Source organism: Flavobacterium longum (assembly GCF_965137575.1).
GTDB lineage: Bacteria > Bacteroidota > Bacteroidia > Flavobacteriales > Flavobacteriaceae > Flavobacterium > Flavobacterium longum.
The window spans coordinates 16,415-36,574 of the sequence record NZ_CBCRZJ010000005.1 but is presented as its reverse complement, the minus strand read 5'-3'; the positions used below and the strand labels follow the sequence as shown (position 1 = coordinate 36,574).

9 protein-coding genes are annotated in these 20,160 nt (G+C 46.5%); 4 read left to right on the top strand and 5 right to left on the bottom strand.

Annotated elements, in window-relative coordinates; translation table 11 throughout:
• Positions 1-26 precede the first annotated feature (26 nt).
• The 5 genes from ACM9J1_RS09730 to ACM9J1_RS09710 all read right to left on the bottom strand — a co-directional run bounded on the left by ACM9J1_RS09730 (position 27) and on the right by ACM9J1_RS09710 (position 5,696).
• A complete protein-coding gene (locus tag ACM9J1_RS09730) occupies positions 27-818 on the bottom strand; it encodes an SDR family oxidoreductase (RefSeq protein ID WP_415581846.1) in 792 nt (263 codons plus the stop codon).
• A complete protein-coding gene (locus tag ACM9J1_RS09725) occupies positions 818-1,351 on the bottom strand; it encodes a YciE/YciF ferroxidase family protein (RefSeq protein ID WP_415581845.1) in 534 nt (177 codons plus the stop codon). The genes ACM9J1_RS09730 and ACM9J1_RS09725 overlap by 1 nt, the downstream gene beginning before the upstream one ends.
• Positions 1,352-1,456: 105 nt before the next feature.
• Entirely contained in the window at positions 1,457-4,303 is a 2,847-nt protein-coding gene (locus ACM9J1_RS09720) for a PAS domain S-box protein (protein ID WP_415581844.1), read from the bottom strand.
• A gap of 265 nt (positions 4,304-4,568) precedes the next feature.
• Complete coding sequence (locus ACM9J1_RS09715; RefSeq protein WP_415581843.1) at positions 4,569-4,709, bottom strand: hypothetical protein; 141 nt, start codon at positions 4,707-4,709, stop codon at positions 4,569-4,571.
• Positions 4,710-4,889: 180 nt separating this feature from the next.
• Positions 4,890-5,696 (bottom strand): 5'-nucleotidase, lipoprotein e(P4) family, encoded by an 807-nt coding sequence (locus ACM9J1_RS09710; RefSeq protein ID WP_415581842.1) that lies wholly within the window; start codon positions 5,694-5,696, stop codon positions 4,890-4,892.
• A gap of 132 nt (positions 5,697-5,828) precedes the next feature.
• On the opposite strand from ACM9J1_RS09710, the gene ACM9J1_RS09705 reads away from it, so the two are divergent.
• From ACM9J1_RS09705 to ACM9J1_RS09690, 4 genes are all read left to right on the top strand, one after another.
• Entirely contained in the window at positions 5,829-7,121 is a 1,293-nt protein-coding gene (locus ACM9J1_RS09705) for a L,D-transpeptidase family protein (protein WP_415581841.1), read from the top strand.
• 192 nt (positions 7,122-7,313) lie between these two features.
• Positions 7,314-9,173, top strand: coding sequence for a T9SS type A sorting domain-containing protein (locus tag ACM9J1_RS09700; protein WP_415581840.1), 1,860 nt, complete (start codon positions 7,314-7,316; stop codon positions 9,171-9,173).
• A gap of 13 nt (positions 9,174-9,186) precedes the next feature.
• Positions 9,187-19,815, top strand: a complete 10,629-nt coding sequence (locus tag ACM9J1_RS09695) for a SpvB/TcaC N-terminal domain-containing protein (RefSeq protein WP_415581839.1) — start codon at positions 9,187-9,189, stop codon at positions 19,813-19,815.
• Positions 19,794-20,153, top strand: coding sequence for a hypothetical protein (locus tag ACM9J1_RS09690; protein WP_415581838.1), 360 nt, complete (start codon positions 19,794-19,796; stop codon positions 20,151-20,153). The genes ACM9J1_RS09695 and ACM9J1_RS09690 overlap by 22 nt, the downstream gene beginning before the upstream one ends.
• Positions 20,154-20,160 lie beyond the last annotated feature (7 nt).

The window sequence follows — 20,160 nt, the reverse complement described above, 5'->3', positions numbered from 1 at the left end:
ATTAATTGTTAATTACTCATTGACAGTCAACTACCAGTCATTTCCCCACCGTTTATGTGCAGAATCTGGCCGGTCATGTACGATGCGTCTTCACTGGCCAGAAAGACGTAGGCTGGCGCAACCTCGGAGGGCTGCCCTGCGCGCTTCATCGGTGTATCTTTCCCGAATTTTTTCACTTCCGATGGTTTGAACGTCGCCGGAATCAGCGGTGTCCAGATTGGGCCGGGTGCCACGCCGTTGACGCGGATGCCTTTTTCGACCAACATCGCCGACAGTGATCGGGTAAAAGTTACGATGGCGCCCTTTGTACTGGAATAGTCCAACAGATGTTTGCTGCCGCGATAGGCCGTGACCGAGGTCGTGTTGATGACGCAATCGCCTTTTTTCATCAGCCCGGTGGCTTGTTGCGTGACGAAAAAGAACGGGTAGATGTTGGTTTCAAACGTCTTGCGTAATTGCGTGGCCGAAATTTCCTCGACCGAATCATCCGGGAATTGCATAGCGGCATTGTTCACTAAAATGTTCAGTTGCCCAAATTCGGCCTTTACTTTCCGCACGGTATCCTTACAGAACTTTTCCTCTTTCAAATCACCTTTCAACACCAGGCATTTCACGCCCTCAGATTCAACCAGTTTCTGCGTTTCGGCGGCGTCTTTGTCGTTGGTTCGATACACAATGGCCACATCGGCACCTTCGCGGGCAAAATGTACCGCGACACTGCGTCCGATACCGCTGTCGCCGCCAGTGATCAAGGCTACTTTCCCCAAAAGCTTATCGCTGCCTTTGTAAACCGCACGGATGATTTCAGGTGTTTCCATCAGATTTCCTTATTGGCTGCTTCGTCGTTGACGTAGGCTTCGGCAACCAGCGAAAGTTTCAGGTCAAGTTCTTTCTCTTCTTCCAGGTTTTTTTCCAGCAACCGAACGACATCTTCTTCCCGCAAGGTCAGCGCGAAAGATCGTAATGTGCCGTATGAAGCTATTTCTGCGTGGATGACATGTTGCACCCAGGCAATAATGGCCGCATCACGCACCGGTCCGGATTCGGTAAGGGAAAGGATTTGCCGGCTTTCGGCGATTAAACATGCTACGGATTCCGATTTCTTTTCCTCGGGCTTCACACCGACGCTTTCAAAAACCTTCTCGATGCGGTCCGTATGGATTTTCGTATTGGCGGCATGGTGCGCCATAAGCCGTATCAGGTCTTTAGAAGCGATATCATCCAATAATGCGATAAATACCTGGGCCAAGGCGTTTTCGGACCAATAAATCGTTTTGAGATAGTCTTCGAAAAGGGTCCGCAGCGCGGTGACTTCGTCTGTGTTTTCGGGCGTTTTGAGGTGCAGTTGCATGACTTTGGGATTTAACCAATAAAAGCCTTGGCTCGTTCTGGTTTTCCAAAGTTCCGTAAGTTGGCCGGGAGCTGGCTTACACAATTCCCGCGATTTATTATAAGGTTACGCCTTGAAGTAGATTTTGAATGTCGTGCCTTCGCCCGGTTGGCTTTCTACGGCTATACTGCCGCCCATGGCCTCGATCTGGTTCTTGGTCATAAATAGCCCGATACCGCGCGCTTCCGGATTTCCGTGGAAGGTTTTGTACATCCCGAATAGTTTGTCGCCATAGCGTTCCAGATCTATACCTACGCCGTTGTCTTTGACTTTCAGGACGTTTCCATCGGCATCGGACGTCCAATCGGCGGAAATGATGGGTTTTCTCTCCGGATGGCTGTAACGCAGCGCATTGGCGAAAAGGTTGTGCATCACGCTTTCCAGATAGGCCGCATTGTAAACTACGAAGACATCGTCGGGGATGTTGTTGCTGATGACGGCTTGTTTGGCTTCAATCTGTTCGGACACGGTTTTAAGCGCGCTTTCGGCATACAGCCTGAGGTTGAGTTTTTCGACCGACAACGACACGTTGGATTGGATGTTCACCAAATCATTCAAATGGATCATTGTATCATTGAGCGACGTGGATACCGTCTTGAGCATCATCACGAATTCGTTGCGTTCCTCGTCTGATTCGGCCGTATCGAACAGCGTCACGATAGACTGGATGTTGGCCGCATGCGAACGCAGGTTGTGCGAGACGATGTACGAGAAATTCATCAGGCGTTTTTTCTGCTCATTCACCAGTTCGAGCGTATCGTTGAGCTCTTGTTCGGCGATTTTGGTTTTTGTGATGTCGATCATGATGCCTTTGAGCACGACCGGAACGCCGTCTTCCCTGACGACGTTGACGATGTCGCGGAGCCAGATGATTTCGCCGTAATTGTCGATCATGCGGTATTCAAAATCGTATCGGTCTTTGATCAGGGAATTTTCCTGGCAGAAATGCACGGCGGCATCGCGGTCTTCCGGATGGATTTTTTCCGCCCAGAACGTTGGGTTGTGCAGCCATTCCGATACCGGGTAACCTGTGATTTCTTCTGCTTTTTTGTTGACGAACGTAAATTCGTAGGTGTCGTAATCGCATTCCCAGACAATGCCGTCGATCGTGTCAACCAATGATTCTATATGCTGTTGCGACTGGCGGATGATGCGCTCGGCTTCTTTTTGCGAGGTGATGTCTTCGGTAGAAATGATCACGCGCGCCAAAGAATCTTCATAGCCGCGCATGACACTCCAACGCAGGAAAATGTCTTTGTTGCCACCGATCGGGTCGAGGATTCGCGTATTCATTTCGGTAAAAAGATCTCCGCGGACCACGGCTACGAGTTGTTTGATGAAAGAATCCAGCGAGGCGTCGTCCAGAATAGGGTTGAGGTTGGCGGCCAGCAAGTCTTCACGCGTACATGGCGCATGTAACTTCAAGCATTGGTTGTTGATGTCGATGATGCGGACCAGCGAAACGCATTCCCGGACCACTTCCGGATGTGCGTCGAGCCATTCCTGGGCATTGGCCGCCGTCAGGTCTTCGAACCCGGCCAGGTACGTCTTCGCGGCAGAATAATCTTCTTCCCAAAGCGCCACCGGCGAATTCTCGAACAAACTCCGGAATCGTGTTTCGGTTTCGCGCACCTGGGCTTCGGCTTCCTTGCGCGCCGTAATGTCTTGTGCAATGGCGATTTGTGCGGTTGGTTTTTCGCCCGGTTTCCATAGCGGCGATGCGGTGACATCGGCCCAGACTATATTTCCATCTTTACGGACGTAACGTTTTTCCAAGGAGAAGTTGCTGATTTCCCCGGCAATCAGTTGCTTGATGCTGTCACGGCCTTTCGCCACGTCGTCCGGATGCGTGATGTCGTGGATGTTCTTGCCGATGAGTTCTTTGCGCGGATACCCGAGCATGCGGCTGTATTGTTCGTTGCAGTCAATGACGTCGCCCGTATCTGACGCCACGTGGACAATCCCGACCGCGGCCTGATCGAAGATACTCTTGTATTTAATTTCGCTGTTCAGCAGGCGGCGTGTCTGGCGCATGACTTCCAATTGCAATTGTGCAGGTTTCCGCAAAATCACCACAATCAAAAAGCCGAAGAGCGCGGCGGGCAAACTGCCCACGGCCAGGAACGGCAGGAGCGGCATCCAGAAATTGGCGCTGGCCTGCCGGCTAACCACGTAAAGCTTCCAGTCGGTGTCGGGAATCGTCACGAAATCATAGTACTTGTCACCGAATTCCTTTTCAGACGAAAGGAAATATTCCGTTTTGCCGTTGAGCGTATTGCGGTGCGACAACTGGAAATAGTACTGTGAATCGTCGAGCGTATGGATGCCGGCAATCTTCTCGAAATTTTCAATCCGGATTAATATCCCTGAGAAACCCCAGAATTTTCCGTTTTGGAATACGGGAAGCCGCCCGATGATGCCGATGCCGCCTTGACGCAATTTGAGCGGGCCGGCAAAATACATCTTTTTCTTGGCGATGGCTTCGAGCGCGAGTTTTCGGTTTTCGTCGGATTTTAGGATGTTGTAACCCAATGCCGCTTCGTTGCCTTCCAACGGATAGACTTGTTTGATTACACCATTAGGAACCAATTGCACGGCGTCGATCGCCGGGTTGGACGTCATCAGCTGCCGGCCCACGAGATCGAAGTTCTCCGGAACGCCATCGTCATTAATAGTAAGGGCCAAAGTGAGCGCCGCCGTAGAAGCATTTTTGAGGGTTTGCTCCACATTTCCGTACACCACATTCAAGAGGTTCGACATTTCGCGGCGGTCATTCTCGCGCAGGATGAGCGCACGTTGGTACACCATATAGGTGACAATCGCCTGCATGAGGATGAAAACGATTACCCCGCTGATGATGGGTCGGGCAACAAACCAGGATGTAAATGCACTTCGTTCTTTGATGGCGGACATTGGGCGTTTAGGCTTTTGAAAATCAGGCGTAAAGATAAAATAAGTTTACGAATGTGGAAATATCTTACTAAATTCTCTCAAGCCGTTAAAAATGGCGGTGTCCATCGGTATTTAAATGAAAACAAAACCAAATCGTACGTTTGCCTTGATGCCAAACTGTTCGAACAACGCCGTCCGGTACGCAAGGAACTTCAATAAAAATTGTATTGTCGCAATCTTCGGAAGTAATTAAAAAAGCCCCGATCATTCGGGGCTTTTTTAGGTTTTAAAAACTCGTATCCGGGAAAAATTCGTCGTCGAGTATTTCTTTGTCCGGTTGTTTTTCATTGGCTTCTTTGGCGAGTTCGGTGTCGAGGTCTTGCACGAGCATCCAGAAGCCGCCTTTTGAGTTGGTGTTTCTGTCCATAACGCGGATTTTAGATTTGGTTGATGTCGTAAAATTAGCGTCAACCCGCGGCCAGTCACAATTTTTCCGTTCAATGGCAGGGATTTCTGACGAACTGACGAAAATGTCAAATCCGATGTTTTTCGTCGAAAAAATGTTAATTTTTACCGAAGCCCAACGTGCCGAAACCAGTTGAAAATGTCAATAGCCGTTCAATTTGCTCAGGTAAATGGAGTCTTTTTGGCGCTGCGTCTTTTTGTGATCGTAGTCGAAAATCGCCGATTCCCAATCACCGTAACCGCTGTTGGGTAACACGATGAACTTTTTTCCGAACAACGCCGCATTTTCTGTGACGCCTTGTTGCCGTCCGTTTTCGTCTTTCTTGTCGAACACCGCAGAAAAATCCGAAAGATTGTCACCGAGCAACAACACAATGTCATGCGTCTCGGCCACTTTCTGGCGTCTCGGTTCTTTGCTCGATACGGTTTCGCGGACAATCACGTGCGCCTCGTCGGCATACGGGAACCCGAATTTCTTCAAGTTGGCCACCGTTCCGGGTTTGTCCTTGACGCTGCGGTTGGTGATGTAAAACACTTCGATGCCTTTGGCTGCCGCGTCATTATAGAATTTTTGACTCCCGAACATTGGTTGTGCGTTTCCCTTAGACGTCCATTCCAGCCACGACGACTGCTCGTAAGATTGTCCTTTTTGCGCCATGGTCACGGCATAGGGAGAATTGTCCAACAGCGTTTCATCAATGTCACTGACGATGGCGAGCGGTTTGGCATGCGATTCTTTCAGCGCGGCATCGATCTGCATTTGCGCGATGTTGTATGCCTGCTGGCATAAGGCGCTGTACTCGGCCGCACGTTGCTGGAATACGGCGGCATACAATTTCCCGTTCAATTCGATATTCCCAATAGTTGACTGGCGTACGGCCTGTTGCGGCGCTTTACACGAAAAAGAGGCGAGTAACAAAGCAATGACAGCAATTTTATATGTTTTCATGGCGAAGGTTTGCGCAAAGATACGCAACGTATCGGTACGTGAAAATAAAAGCCTTTTGATTCCCTTCACAAAGATTATGATTCCGTTACCATTCGGTGCGCGGCATTCTGGTTAATTTTAAAAGAAAACCTTATGCACACCCGAATCATTATTACTTTCCTTACATTTTTTGTATGGTCTTGTAAAACATCCCCGGATCAACCCCAAACCATCGCAGCGACTACAATTGATCAATTTATTAAATCGCACCCTGATTTTTCCGCCTATGGCAAAGATCTGGAAACGCTTTACAAAGAGCGGCAACAACGATACATTTGGTTCGATGGAGAAGACCGCAACGACCTGGCCGATGTCTTGTACAACCGTGCCCGCCAGATTGAGCGCGAGGGCATTCCCGTGGCGTTGCCCTATCGTGTCCAATACGAAAAACTTTTCAACGATGATAAAGCGACGCCGGAGCATGATCTTTTGCTGACGGCGATGTATCTCTTTTACGTCCAGAAAACCCAGGCTGGGATCGATCCTGCCAAGAGCAAGCAGCTGGGCTGGTTCCTGCCGCGGAAAAAAGTCGATTTTGCCGACTATCTCGATGAACTGATGGCCGATGAAAATGCGCTCGATGAACAACCGGCGATGTACACAAACCTTCGAAAAGGCCTGCAACGGTACCAGGAAATGAAAAGTAAAGGTATCGCAACAGATGCTGCCGGGGTTTCGGTCGATCAACGGATCAAAGCCATTATCGTGAATATGGAACGTTGCCGCTGGCTTTCTAAAAGCGAAACCGATATACCTGAATACGTCGCCGTGAATATCCCATCCTATCGTATGCGTTACGTCCGCGACGGAAAGACTGTGTTGGAGTCCGACGTCATCGTGGGCGATGAGGCCAATAAGACGGTTGTGTTCAGCGGGAAAATGAGTTATCTGGTGTTCAGCCCTTACTGGAACATCCCGCAGAGTATCGTCGAGAAGGAAATCAAGCCCGAACTGGCCAAAGACAAAGACTATCTCGAAAAGCGCAATATGGAATGGTACGGCAAAGACCGATTGCGCCAAAAACCGGGTGCCGACAATTCACTCGGACTCGTAAAGTTCATGTTTCCGAACCAGAATAACATCTATTTGCACGACACACCCGAAAAAATCCTGTTCAACAAAGAAGACCGCGCGCTGAGCCACGGTTGCGTCAGGGTGCAGAAAGCCCGTGAACTGGCAGTGAAAATCCTCGATGGCGACAAGAACTGGACACCCGAAAAAATCGATCAAGCCATGCACGCCGGGAAAGAGCAAGAGTATGCGCTGGATCGGAAAATTCCGGTCTATCTCACGTATTTTACGGCGGTGGCAGACGAAAGCGGGAATGTGACGTTCTACGACGACGTGTACAAACGGGACGATAAGGTGATACAATTTTTATATTGAAGGAAGATTGCCCGTTATTGAGGCGCGTCCGCGAACGGTAAAAGTGATAAAATGAACTTTTACAAGTATTTCGTTCTATAAAATAAGTAAATCATCGACTTTTGTAAAACTTCCGACGTCGAGCGAAAAATTGGATTAAAGTTTTGTTAAATTAGTAATTCAATCCCTACTTACGAAACCAAACCCAATTCCATGAAAAAAACGCTGTTTATTTTCACGATGTTGGCGTGCCTTTGCGCTGAAGGTCTGGCAGGCCAAGAAAAAAGAGAAATTTTTGGAAGTACACTTCGCATTGTAGAGTCACCCGAACCCGGAGATTTGCTGTCAGGCCAAGATTCGGGCAAAGCAGAACTGTTTAATTACAATCCGGTTCTCGGTGCGAAAGTCCAGCTAAAAAAGAGGTATAATCACATTTTAGAAAAAGAATCATCTCTGTTTGTGGTTTTCCAATGCGCCGAAAAAAAGGATGTACCATTGATTTCATTAAGCAGGGGTTCGCACAAAGTCACGATTACAAATCAGAAAATAGTAAGCGAGGAAAGCCTTACTATAAATAAGGGTAATCCGTTTACGGGAATGGTACTTGGCTATTTTAATGTCGTCAATTCTGTGCCATCAAGAAAAAAAGGAAACTTGGTATTTGAAGATTTGTTGACAGCGGGTGAAGAAGGAAAAACCAAGCTTTTGGAACTCATTTATATTCCGAAAATGCTGGAGCCGCTCCAACGCGGGATTATAGAAAGTTATTTGTCCATTGCATACGGGATATCAAAGGAGCCAGGAGAAAATTACTATGATTCGGAAGGTCGTAAACTATGGGAAGCTAAAGACAATTCTAATTTTTCCTTTCGGGTAACCGGTGTTGGCCGCGATGATGCGCTGGGTCTTTACCAAAAACAATCCTGCAATTCTGAAAATGATGGAGTATCGCTTGCGGTGGGTCAACTTGCTGCATCAAATTATGAGAACACATCTAGTATTGGTAACAAAGACTACTTGATTTGGTCCGATAATAATGGTTCAGTAAAACTGGATCAAGTGCAAGGCCAGGCCGTAGGGATGAAGCGCTGTTGGAAAATTAGTCCTGGGCAACAGTCTTTTCGTACGCAACTCATCGTAAGACAGGATAAGATATCATTGCATAGTCCAAGCCAACCAAGTCAATTTGCATGGCTTGTAATAGACACACTAGGTAATACAACACCTGATTATCGGCACGCCATCTATAAAAAGGGTCGATACGATGGCAAAGCAGTAATTTTTGATGACGTTACTTGGTCTCGACCGGCAACTTTTACCTTCATCAACGCACCGGATTTCTTCGTGGAGAAAGAACTTGAGCAGCCTGCGTGCGGAGCAGATGGAAAAGGGCGCTTAAAACTTTTTTTTCGCGGTGGAAACCAACCTTTTAAGGTGCTAATAACTGGCGACAATATTACGAGAAACTTACACTTCAATGAAAAAAATGGAACCGTCGAAGACCTGCCTGCCGGCAGTTACGTTGTGGAATCAGTTGACGCTTCTGGTCGTCGGGTCCAGGATCAATTTACAATTGCTATGTCTCCTGCCACTAACGTCATATTGGCCGACAAATGGTATCTGGAGGATTCGGACGTTAGTATTTTCCCGATTATAAGTTCTGATGAACCTGTTTCTTGCAGTTGGAGTTTCAACAACTCGATTGTGTCAAATGAGCGGGAACTCAATGCTACGCTACCAGGAAACTATACTTTGATTGTCAAAGACCTATCGGGTTGCGAGCGAGACTACCACACGACCGTTTTAAAGGCGAACCCGCTTGCAAAAGACAATTGGCAGATATCGCCAAATCCAGTGCTGGCTTCAACTCCTTTCCAAATAAAGTTCTCGCTACAGGAAAAATCCGCAGTGGGGATAAGTATCATTGATATCAATGGGCGCGTAATCAAATCTGTGAATTTAGGAGTTATTTCGCAATACAACTACTCAGACTCGCTGCCTACCTCGGGAACTTACCTCATAAAAGTGATCCGAAACGGAGAACCGCAGTACAGGAAACTCATCGTTAATTAGAACCCCGACCAATATGAACGAGATTAAAAAGCCATCGGCTGTACGCAGCGCATTTGTGAATTTTTTCCGCGGATTTACGAGTATCGTTATCATCCAGTCAACGCTTTTGTCCACGTCACAAGAGATGTTGTCTGACTATTTTTCCTGCGACTGGTCCAAACCGTTATGTTATAAGGGGAGCGATCTTAATGCTGGAATGTATGAAAGTCAATCCGATATCCAAGAACACTCAAATCAACATACCGATGCTAAAGTGCAAAATGCCGGGGGCAAAACAGCGGGCCACCATTACCAATTTGTAGGCGCGCGCAGGGATAAATTTGATTCAAATCTGCAGCACGGCTATATCGGTACCGATCTGCAAAATCCTCTTGACGATGCGCGAGACAATATATTTACGGTTGATCTGGCACATGTACCGTCTCATGACGAGGTTGCTTTTCTGGAATACGATTTATACGGGATTCAAGATTATACTGCCGTTTCACGAAGCATTAATGACCGTTTGGCCATAGGCGGTTGTCTTATCAAATTTACTGACCAATGGACAAGGCAACAAGAAGAAATTAATCCATCGTGGCTTCACCCCGGAAAAAACAAAATTAAATTCGGTATTCCGGGTGGAGGCAATTTTCGGTACGAGGTAAAGAACATCCGCATTGTCTTTAAGAGCCGGCCATCGATGCATTCGATGTTAGTGATCCAAAACCCGCCAGTGCGTTACGTGAAAAACAACGAAATATATGTAAAAGGGTTTACGAAATCACCGAATGGTAAAGTGCAGGTTATGCTAGAAGGAAATTCACTGCAAGTTTCCGATGGAGAATTTGAAGGCGCAATTTTACTAAATGAAACGGTGAAAAGCAGGGGATTTATAGTATTAAAGGCATTTGATGAAAGCGGTCTTATCGGACAAGAAATAATTAGTGTGAGCGATCTGGTTGAGGCTGATAAATTGGTTACGCCTGAACCATTCTACGAAACGAAACATGCCAATTTTAGCGCAGGCAAATCGGGTAACTTAACTTTAGGGCAGGCAACTTTAGAGATTCCTGAAAACTCCCTTGACGCCAACAAGCAGATCAGCGCGATGCAACTTCGGAAAGCCGATGTGCCGCCGTTGGCATCCGGAATGATAAACGTGACGAAAGGCAATGCGTTCAGGTTTCTTCCCGACGGAACACAATTCAATAAACCCGTAGCACTTTCTTTGCCCTATGATGTGGCATTGATCCCAAATGGATACACGGCACAAGACATCAAAACCTATTTTTTTGACACGCAACTGCGCAGTTGGGTTGAGCTCAAACGAGACTCGGTAATTGAAACGCACCAACTCATCAAATCTTCGACAACACATTTCACAGATTACATCAACGGGATTATTCAAGTCCCGGAAAGTCCGCAAACGGCCGCTTTTACCCCAACTACGATGAGCGATATCAAAGCTGCGGATCCTTCGGCCGAAATTACACTTATTGCGCCGCCCACCGTTTCCCAAAAAGGAGATGCCAATATAGGCTATCCGTTTAAGATACCGGCAGGCAGGCAAGGCATGCAACCCCAAGTTGGGTTACAATACAGCAGTCAGGGAGGCAATGGCTGGGTTGGATTGGGCTGGTCCTTAAGCACGCCTGCCATCACATTGGAAACCAAATGGGGCGTGCCTTTATTGGATCCGGTAAACGAAACCGAGATTTACATGCTCAACGGTGAACAACTGATGTATCCCAAGCGAGATGGTAAGGACTGGATGCCAAATAGACATTATGACGACCAGTATAATGTTATAGATATGGCAAGAAATTCGAGCGGCTCTCGATTTTTCACGCCACGGAAACAAAGTAGTTTTTCAAAAGTTGAGCGACTTGGTAATTCTCCGTCCGAATATTACTGGAAGGTGACAGATACCAATGGAACAATCAGTTGGTATGGCGCGGACACATCCGGTAATTTGCAATCGGATGGAGCGGTTGTCAGGAAGGCAAACGGTGATATCGTCCATTGGGCAATCTACAAAGTTCAAGATCCTAACGGGAACTACATGAAATACAAATACTCCTCGGGCGAGGTTACAGGCATGGCGGCTCCAGACGAGAATCTAAACGGTGGACATTATTTCTATCTTAAGGAAATAGAATATACAGGCCGCGGAAACGTCCATGGGCGTTATCATATATTGTTTTTGACAGAACGCGATTTTAATGCTTCTGCACCGCCAAAAGTCGATGTTTCCCTTAACGGGCGACTAGGGGTCAAGCAGGTAGATCCGTACCTGTTGAAAGAAGTAAGGATTTTGAATCATGACCATCTAGTCAGAAAGTACAAGTTGTATTATACTGAGGGGCGTTTTTACAAATCCCTTTTAACCGCCGTAGCAGAAGTGTATCAGGAAGGAGAAAGTGCGGAAGTCGAATTTTACAGGCATACTTTCGAATACGACGATAACGTTGGGTCGGAAAATGTACTCTTCACTAGAGACAAAGATCCTGAGATATTCGAAGTGGACCCGAGGTATGACGATCGTAACTTATTTGCACAATATATTAATACATCTCGTATAAATTCCACACAGTGCATCGAATATGGATTCGACGTCAGGCCCTCTTTGGGTTTTGAATTTCGATTGTTCAAGCATAGTGACAATCCCGTAAGGTTACTTACGCTAGGATGGACATATGGAAAGTCCTTTACAGATGACAAAGGGATTTTAACCATGGCAGATATAGACGGCAATGGTTTAGAAGACATTGTTTACAAAGACGAAGAAGGGCTAAAGTATTTACCACATATTATAACGGAGCCGGTCGGTCATCACGAGTTTTTGGCGCCACGGACGATACATGGCATTGCGAATTTTTTACGATCTTCAGGAACAACAACAACCATGTTCCCTGATTCTTTTGACGTAATGTGTCGAAGGTACTTTGCTGGAGTCAAGCGATTTCAGACACAATCCGACACACCTGTTTATTTAACAGACGGAAATGCGGATGGTCTTCCCGACTTGGTACGTAACGGCAAAGTTTATTTTAACTATATAGACCCCGTAACCAATGAGCCCACATTCGCAACTTCGAGCGACCGCACACCAAACATGCTCGTTACCGCTGAGCAGCCCGAAGAGGATGTTGAACAGCCCGACCCAAGTTCACCTATCACCGAGTATGATGTTGTAAAAGTTTGGGTTGCACCACAGTCTGGAAACATCAGGATTTCGGATTATGTCGAAATTGTAGACGGTACGCCGCAAAGTAGTATTCATTATTCCATTGAGACAGCGTTGGATGAAAGCGCACCAGCTAATTGGGAACCGTTCAGAATTTACTTAAAGACAATCACGACAGCCAATTTCGGCAACATAACCCTAGGGTCCTATGTAAATCCAAATACTGAACTTGGGCCCGGGGAAACCATGGGAGAAGGAGATCCGAATTTAGGGATGAAAGTTTACCGAGGACAACGATTTTATTTCCGGATTCACAAGAATGTATCCGGACCAAATGATGTGTTTAAGTCTAATCCACACATCACTTATCTCGCAATTTCAAACACAAATCGTACCACAGATCAAAATGGCATTGACATCATAAATTCAGACTATCAGGCGTCATTTGCATTGAGCGATGACGATGAAGTTACCCTTGAATATGAGGGTGTCGCGAAGTTCGAATGGCCAGACCTACAAGTTCCAAACTTGTCGGACGATGTCATCTTTAAGATTATAAAATATGAGTCAAGCAACTCAAATCCGTTAGACATTGACGAGTTTGAGATTTACAACATGCAGTATAACGCCGATCTTAACCCAATAGTCGTTTCGGAAAGTGGTAATACTATCAACGGAATTGACATTACACAATTCGGATTTGAGATACCAGATAACAAAACCGTATCATTTAAAGTATTCGTGAAAGCGAACTCAAATGTGGACTGGACCCAAATACCATGGAGGCTGAACTTCACTTATACACCAACAGAAGATGCGGCTTTGATGGGGGCTAAATCTTTCCAGAAGATATTAATCCCTGAGTACAGCATATATCCACGATATCAACCAATGACATCCCCTGAAGCTGCCGGAGCTGACGGATATTTGGAGTTTGCTTTCCAAGATATAGAGCAGGTTTGCAATAATAGCCCCGTAACTTGGCATACAGCCAGTGGTAACGAAAACTATGCAGCTGGTTTTAATATGGATTTCGGGTCAGCGTCCGCCAATCTCCCTCACGGTTTTACAGGCAACGAAAATGGAGAATTTCGTATGGTTGTAAAAACCGGCGGTAAAATCAAGGGTATGCAGACATTGAGGATTGAGGACGGCGCAGTGAGTAGAGAAGGAAATCCGATGGTGTTTTGGAGCGGTGATATACAAGATCTTCAGGAACCGGTCTATGTGGCACTAGAAATTTATATTGATGGTGCTGACAATTATGAGATTTACGAGAAATATGTGACAGCCTTGGGCTTTCAGGGCAGCATGCAAGGATGTCAGACTCCTGGAAAGATAGGTTTCAATTGGAACGTTGAAGTTTCCAATCCACATTTTTTTTATTGTCAAGCGCCTGTAATAGTGTACTATAATCCCACAAAATATCTCGGTCCGATGAACAACAATTGGGGACAATTTTTTTACAATCCAAATCTTGACCCCAACGAGAATGCCGCGGTGGATTCCCTTGGCCTAAAACTCTTGAATAATGACATAGTCAATAGCCCGATTGCCGACATGGGGGCAGCTGCAATAAGCGATGTAGGATTAAATCCGGCAGACTGCGCAGGTGACCCAGATTGTATGCAGGATCAGTTTGAAACCGTTGTCACTTTGCCGTCTGAAAATACAGATTTTGAAGCCAATGAAGGCGGTGACCTAGAAAACATGACAGTGTTGGAAGACAGCATTGATCCAGAATCCGGCATTTATCAGATGCCATTGTGGCCTGGAATGGCGTACACTATTTTGAGAATTGTGAACGATGAGCCAGTTTGGGAGGATAAATGGATTGGGTTGGGTGATGAGAACTATTCTTCACCGGACGCCATGCGGTGCGGCGATTTCAGCCAATCATATTTTGCAGCCACTTTTCCGGTGGACGATAGTGACACAGTTGAACAATCTCCTAATTCCTTCACGGGAATGTGGGCTATTACAAAGAAGAATCGGAGTGCAAGTCATTCCTATACTGCGGGGTATGGTTTACTTAATTTTAGTAAGAGTACGTCTGATTATTCCAACTTAAAGACGGACTTCTTCGATATTAACGGAGACGGCTATCCAGACATCTTGACTGGATTGTTTACCCAAAAAACGAACATGACCGGCGGACACAGTCTGCCTTCAGAAGATAGCGGCTTCGGCATAATTAACAATAGCGAAAACAAAAATTTTGGATATACACTTTCGAAGAGGTTTCTTAACGCAGGCAGAGGTTCGAAAACCGACGTGGAATCCGATGAGGCCACGAGTGATTTCGACATTGGAACTCCTTCTTCCCGTATTGCTGTCACTCAGTCGCTAGATGGGAGAAACGAGAGTCATCAATTTTTCGTTGACGTTAATGGAGATGGTCTTACAGATCGCGTGATTCGGGAAAACGGGACTTATAAATTTAAGTTGAATACAGGTGTTGACGACCCATCTACGGTTGGCACAAACAGCTATCAGAATTTACAAAGCTATAAGTCGAGCCCATCGGATATGGCATTTAGCGGCGGTGTGACCTTCAATTTCGACAGTGTTTTCGAGAGTCTTGACCTTCCCATCAGTTTTGAAATTAATGCTGGTATAAGTTCCTCCGGTGGAAATACCTCGAGCACCTTTACGGATTTGAATAACGATGGGCTGCAAGACTTAGTTGTACTGCAAGACGGACACGCGGGGGTACTTTACAACAAAGGGAACAAATTCGCTCCCGCGCAGACCATCAGATGTAGGGTAGATCAAAACGTGACGAATGCACCAAGTTTGGCTGAAGATACCAGAAACTTGGCAATATCGGTCGGGGCAACGATGTCCTATTATATGGGAATGCCAATATTATATGCGCCAATAGGTGTCGTTTTGGTTCCTGTGTTTCATTTCAAATGGGGTATTTCACTTTCTGGTAACGCTAATCTCAACATTTCAGACACCAATACCGCTTTTAAGGATTTTGACGGCGATGGTTTTGTAGATATGCTTATCCGCGATGGCGAGCAAATAGATCTTTTCACCTCAAATGCCCAAAAATGCAATTTACTTACTGGTGTAAGCAACCCGTTGGGCGGCGATTTCACCATTAATTACAAGTATCTGGCACCGTCTTATGACAACCCGCACGCCAAGTGGGTGATGTCGTTGGTTCAAGTGAACGACGGGTATGACAAAGTGAACGACGGGGAAGACTCATACATAAAAAGCTTTAACTATTTTGATGGGAAGTATGACCGCAGGGAAAGGATGTTCTATGGCTTTGGAAGGGTAGAAACAATTGACGAAGGAACCTCAGACAATGGGTATCGCAAGTCCGTCCAAGAGTATCATAACGCCAATTACTTCCTTAATGGCCTGTTGAAAAAATCCTATTTAGAAAACCATGCCGGAATGAAACTTTCGGAGACCGAGAACGTCTATCGAATCGCCACCCTAAACGCTACTAATACTGGATTCACCGGTAGTTTTATTGACTACAATCTACAGGATCAGTTTGACGTCGGGGGTACCGAAGGACGTCGGTCTGCCGGTGTCTTGTTGACAGATAGCTATACCAGAGCTTATGAATTTGGAAGCACCCCGGTTACCTCCCAGGTATTTTTCGAATATGATAATTTGGGGCGCGTTATCCATTACCAGAACAAAGGCGACTTAGCCATTGCAGGCGATGAGTATGACGTCAATCTAACCTATCACGACCTTTCGACCCTGAATATTTTAAACGTGGCAGCCACCCAGACCGTTACCACCGGTGGTGTCACCTATAGAAGCAGAAGCACCCAAGTTGATGATTACGGCAACGTGACGCAAGTAACCGCAGACATCGACGGCAGCAACAGCGCTGTAACGACACTAACATATAATGAGTATGGCAATATTACCGATGTCATTCTCCCGCAAAACAGTAGCGATCCTGCCAATGGAAATGGTCAGTCCATGACGTATCATTTTGACTACGACGAATACTTCAAGACAGTCACCAACATAACCGATGCATACGGCTATCAGTCATCCACAGACTTCGATCTCAACATCGATAAACCGCTTAGTGTAACAGATCGTGCCGGCAATACCATTACATACACCTATGACTTGTTCGGCCGGACCAGATTCATCACCGCACCCAAAGAGCAGCCGTTAAATGTACACACTATTGAATTCGAATATTTTCCATACTATACTGATTTCACGGGTAACCCAGCCTACGCTAACTGTGATTTCGAGAAGCAGTACTTCATGCCGGTTGCCCTGACGAACCATTATGATTCGTTTCACCCTGACAACCCAATCCAAACCGTAACCTTCATGGACGGAATGGCGCGCGTGGCGCAGGTAAAAAAAGACATAGAACTGAAAACGGCGAATAACGGAAAGGATGTTTACTATGAAGCCATGTCGGTGTCGGGGAAAGTGTCTTACGATGAATACGGACGAAGTGTGCTTCAGTACCATCCTTACGACGAATTGAAGGAATGTAAAAAGCTTTTGAGAATCAACGAGCATGCCTCGCCATATTCAACCGAAACTGCGTACGACGTCGCCGACAGACCCGTCACGATTACAGTTGACCCTTCAGGGCTGGCCTACCAGACAACCGTTAACTACGCCATCGATACAAATCCAAATGGCGAAAATTCGTTGGTCACTACCACGACGGTCGATCAGAATGGTTCCCAATCGGTGATTACAAAGGAATATGCAGACATCCTCGGTCGGAAACGCTTCGTAAAAAATGTAAGTGCCGCTTTAGGCGATTTGGTGACGCGGTTCGATTATGACGCCATCGGCCAGCTGTTGTCCTATACCGATGCCGAGAACTTCCAGACGAGCTACACCTATGATCGTCTCGGTAGGAAAACCTCGGTAAATAACGTGGATCGCGGTACTACGAATTATTGGTATGACAATGCCAGCAATCTTATCCGGACCCAAACAGCAAACTTGGCTGCCATCAGCCAGTTTGTGGACTACCGGTATTACTTCAACAGGCTTACCGATATCCATTTCCCTGATGTGGGCGGCGCACCAAATATCGCCAACGTGCATTACGAATACGGTGAATCCGGCCCAGCCACCGGGCAGGTCATTTGCCAGAGCGATGCCACCGGAAAACAGGAATTCGAATACGGCGTCATGGGCGAGATCATCGGAAACTGGCGTATTGTGGTGGGGCCGAATATTCCCAAGCGGCTTTTCCATACCCAATTCGAATACGACAGTTTTAATCGGACGAAGTCCATCACTTATCCAGACGGCGAGCAAGTGACCTATGGCTATGACTTCGGTGGTAACTTGAACCGCATGACGGGAGAACTAAATGGTTCGCCGTTGGATTATATCGAAAAGATTCAATATGACCGTTATGAGCAACGCGTATATGAAAAATATGGCAACAAAACGGAGAACTTCTATACCTACGATGAGGTGCTGCGAAGGTTGAGTAAGTCGGTCGCCAGAACGTCATTTGGCCAAAATATGTTTGACAATTCTTATTTGTACGACAAGGTCGGAAACGTATTGATGATAGATAATTCCCTCTCTGTCGCTACATCGAATCACTTTGGAGGAAGTTCGCTTCAAACCTTTACTTACGACGATTTTAACAGGTTGTCTGGCGCGACGGGCGCATTCACAGGAAGCCATAACCAAATTGGTTACGGCAATGACGAGGACGCCACCTATCAACTCAGCATGCGCTACAACAACACCCACGGCATTGCATTCAAAGAGCAATCCCATGAGAAAAATGGGTTAACGGTCGCATCAAATACCTACAACAATGAATACAAATACGTTACAGGCCACCGTCTGGAAAGAGTAGACGATTCATGGTCCGGCGCCTGGGAAGATTTCCTATACGACAGCAATGGAAACATAACCCGCCGCACTACCGCGGAAGTACAACGCGATATGTATTGGGATGAAGCCGATCGATTGCGCGTTGTGGCCGACCCGACCAACATGCACCATTACATTTACGACGCCGCCGGCCAGCGCGTGCTCAAGGCGAATACCGATATCGAACTGGTTGACGTCAACGGCACGCTGCTCGACGAGCCCAATGTAACGGTCAACAGCTACATGACCTATCCGAACCCGTATGTTGTCATTGAGCCGAACGGCAGGTACAGCAAGCACTATTATGAGGGCAGCCAGCGCGTGGTGAGCCGCATGGGCGCGCCAGACCTGACGGCATTTGACGTTGATACCGAAGACCCGCACGGCGCCGAGGTTTGTCTGCCAACCGACAACGACAACCTGCGTCAGGCACAAATCAAGGACCTGAAGCACTTGCTGGCGAAATCGCCGTTTTCTAAAATCAAGTTCCGTGAATTCAAGCCTGTTTTGCAAGATACACTCACAGACGATGAAGAGGCCCAGCAGCGTGCCGAAGACCCCAACGGTCCAGACCCACAATTGGCCCAAATATACTTTTACCACCCGGATCATTTGGGTACCAGTTCATTTTTGACAGATTTTAATGGCAGCGCGTACCAGTTTTTCATAAATTTACCTTTCGGCGAAACCATGGCCGAGCAAAAGCCGATAGCCTCGGGCTATGAAACGCCTTACAAGTTCACCGGCAAAGAGCTCGACGAGGAAACCAATATGTACTACTTTGGGGCGCGGTATTACGACCCGAAAATTAGTATTTGGATGAGTGTGGATCCGTTGTTTGAGCATGCGCCTAATAAGACGCCTTATCATTACTGCTCCCAGAATCCGCTAAATAGGGTTGACCCAACGGGGATGTGTGATGACCCGAATTGTACGCATGGCACCCTTAGAAAGGGTTGGGATGCCTTTGGAAGATTTTTAGGTTTGTGGGGAAAGGCCCATAAGGAGCCACAAGTTATTACATCGCGCCAGAACGAAGTGGTGGCGGGGCCGATTACGGCTGGTGTAACAGTGGGTGAGATTGCGACCGTGCAAGGTCAATCGGTTCTGAGTAGAGCCGCAGTTTCGGAAGCAGTCAGAAGTGTTGGTCGCTTTCTCGCGTGTACCTCGGCTATGACAGTATCCGTTCTTGCGCTGATTACCCTCCCTGTTAGTGATACAAGACCTCGAGAAGAAGATGTTAATGTATATTTATACCGGTACATGAAAACGGCAGGAGGAATGCCTTTACTTGGAGAAGGAGCCAATAGGCTGGGACTTAGGCCGACGGACATTGTTCCAGGTGAAGGAGATATATTGGAGCCATTCGGTCAAACAGGATTATCCACTACTCCAGGTATCGGTCCAATTATTCCAACAGATGTCAAAAATCCTAGCAAAAGTGCAACTTTGTACAGGATAAATGTAAAGGCGTTACCCGGTTTTGGATTGTTTCCCAGGCCTATAAGTGACGGGTACACTCGCATTGTGCCAGCATTACCGATGACGCCAGTACAATTAGATACAGCATTAAAAGCAACAGCACCATTATGGCAGCCCGTAAAACCTTAGAAAATTTCCAAGCTGAATTATCGCAAAAACTGTCTTATCCATATTTAAATAATCTAGACACAGAAACATTTAAACTTTTAGGTGTAGAAATATTCACTGAGTTGGATGTGTTGAGACGGAGTAGTTCTTTTGTAGATAGAGAGAAACTAAATAAGTTCGTTAATAACTTATTTTACCAGCAGTCAGAGTATTTTTTCGAAGGAGAAATTTATGAAGTCCGATTTTCACTGGTTACTGAAGATATTATCGGATTCTCCACACCGCCAACTTTTTGGAGCACATCATTAGATGTGTTTTTGAAAAAATGGGACTATTATTTTACGGTCGAGAATCTATGACAACCCA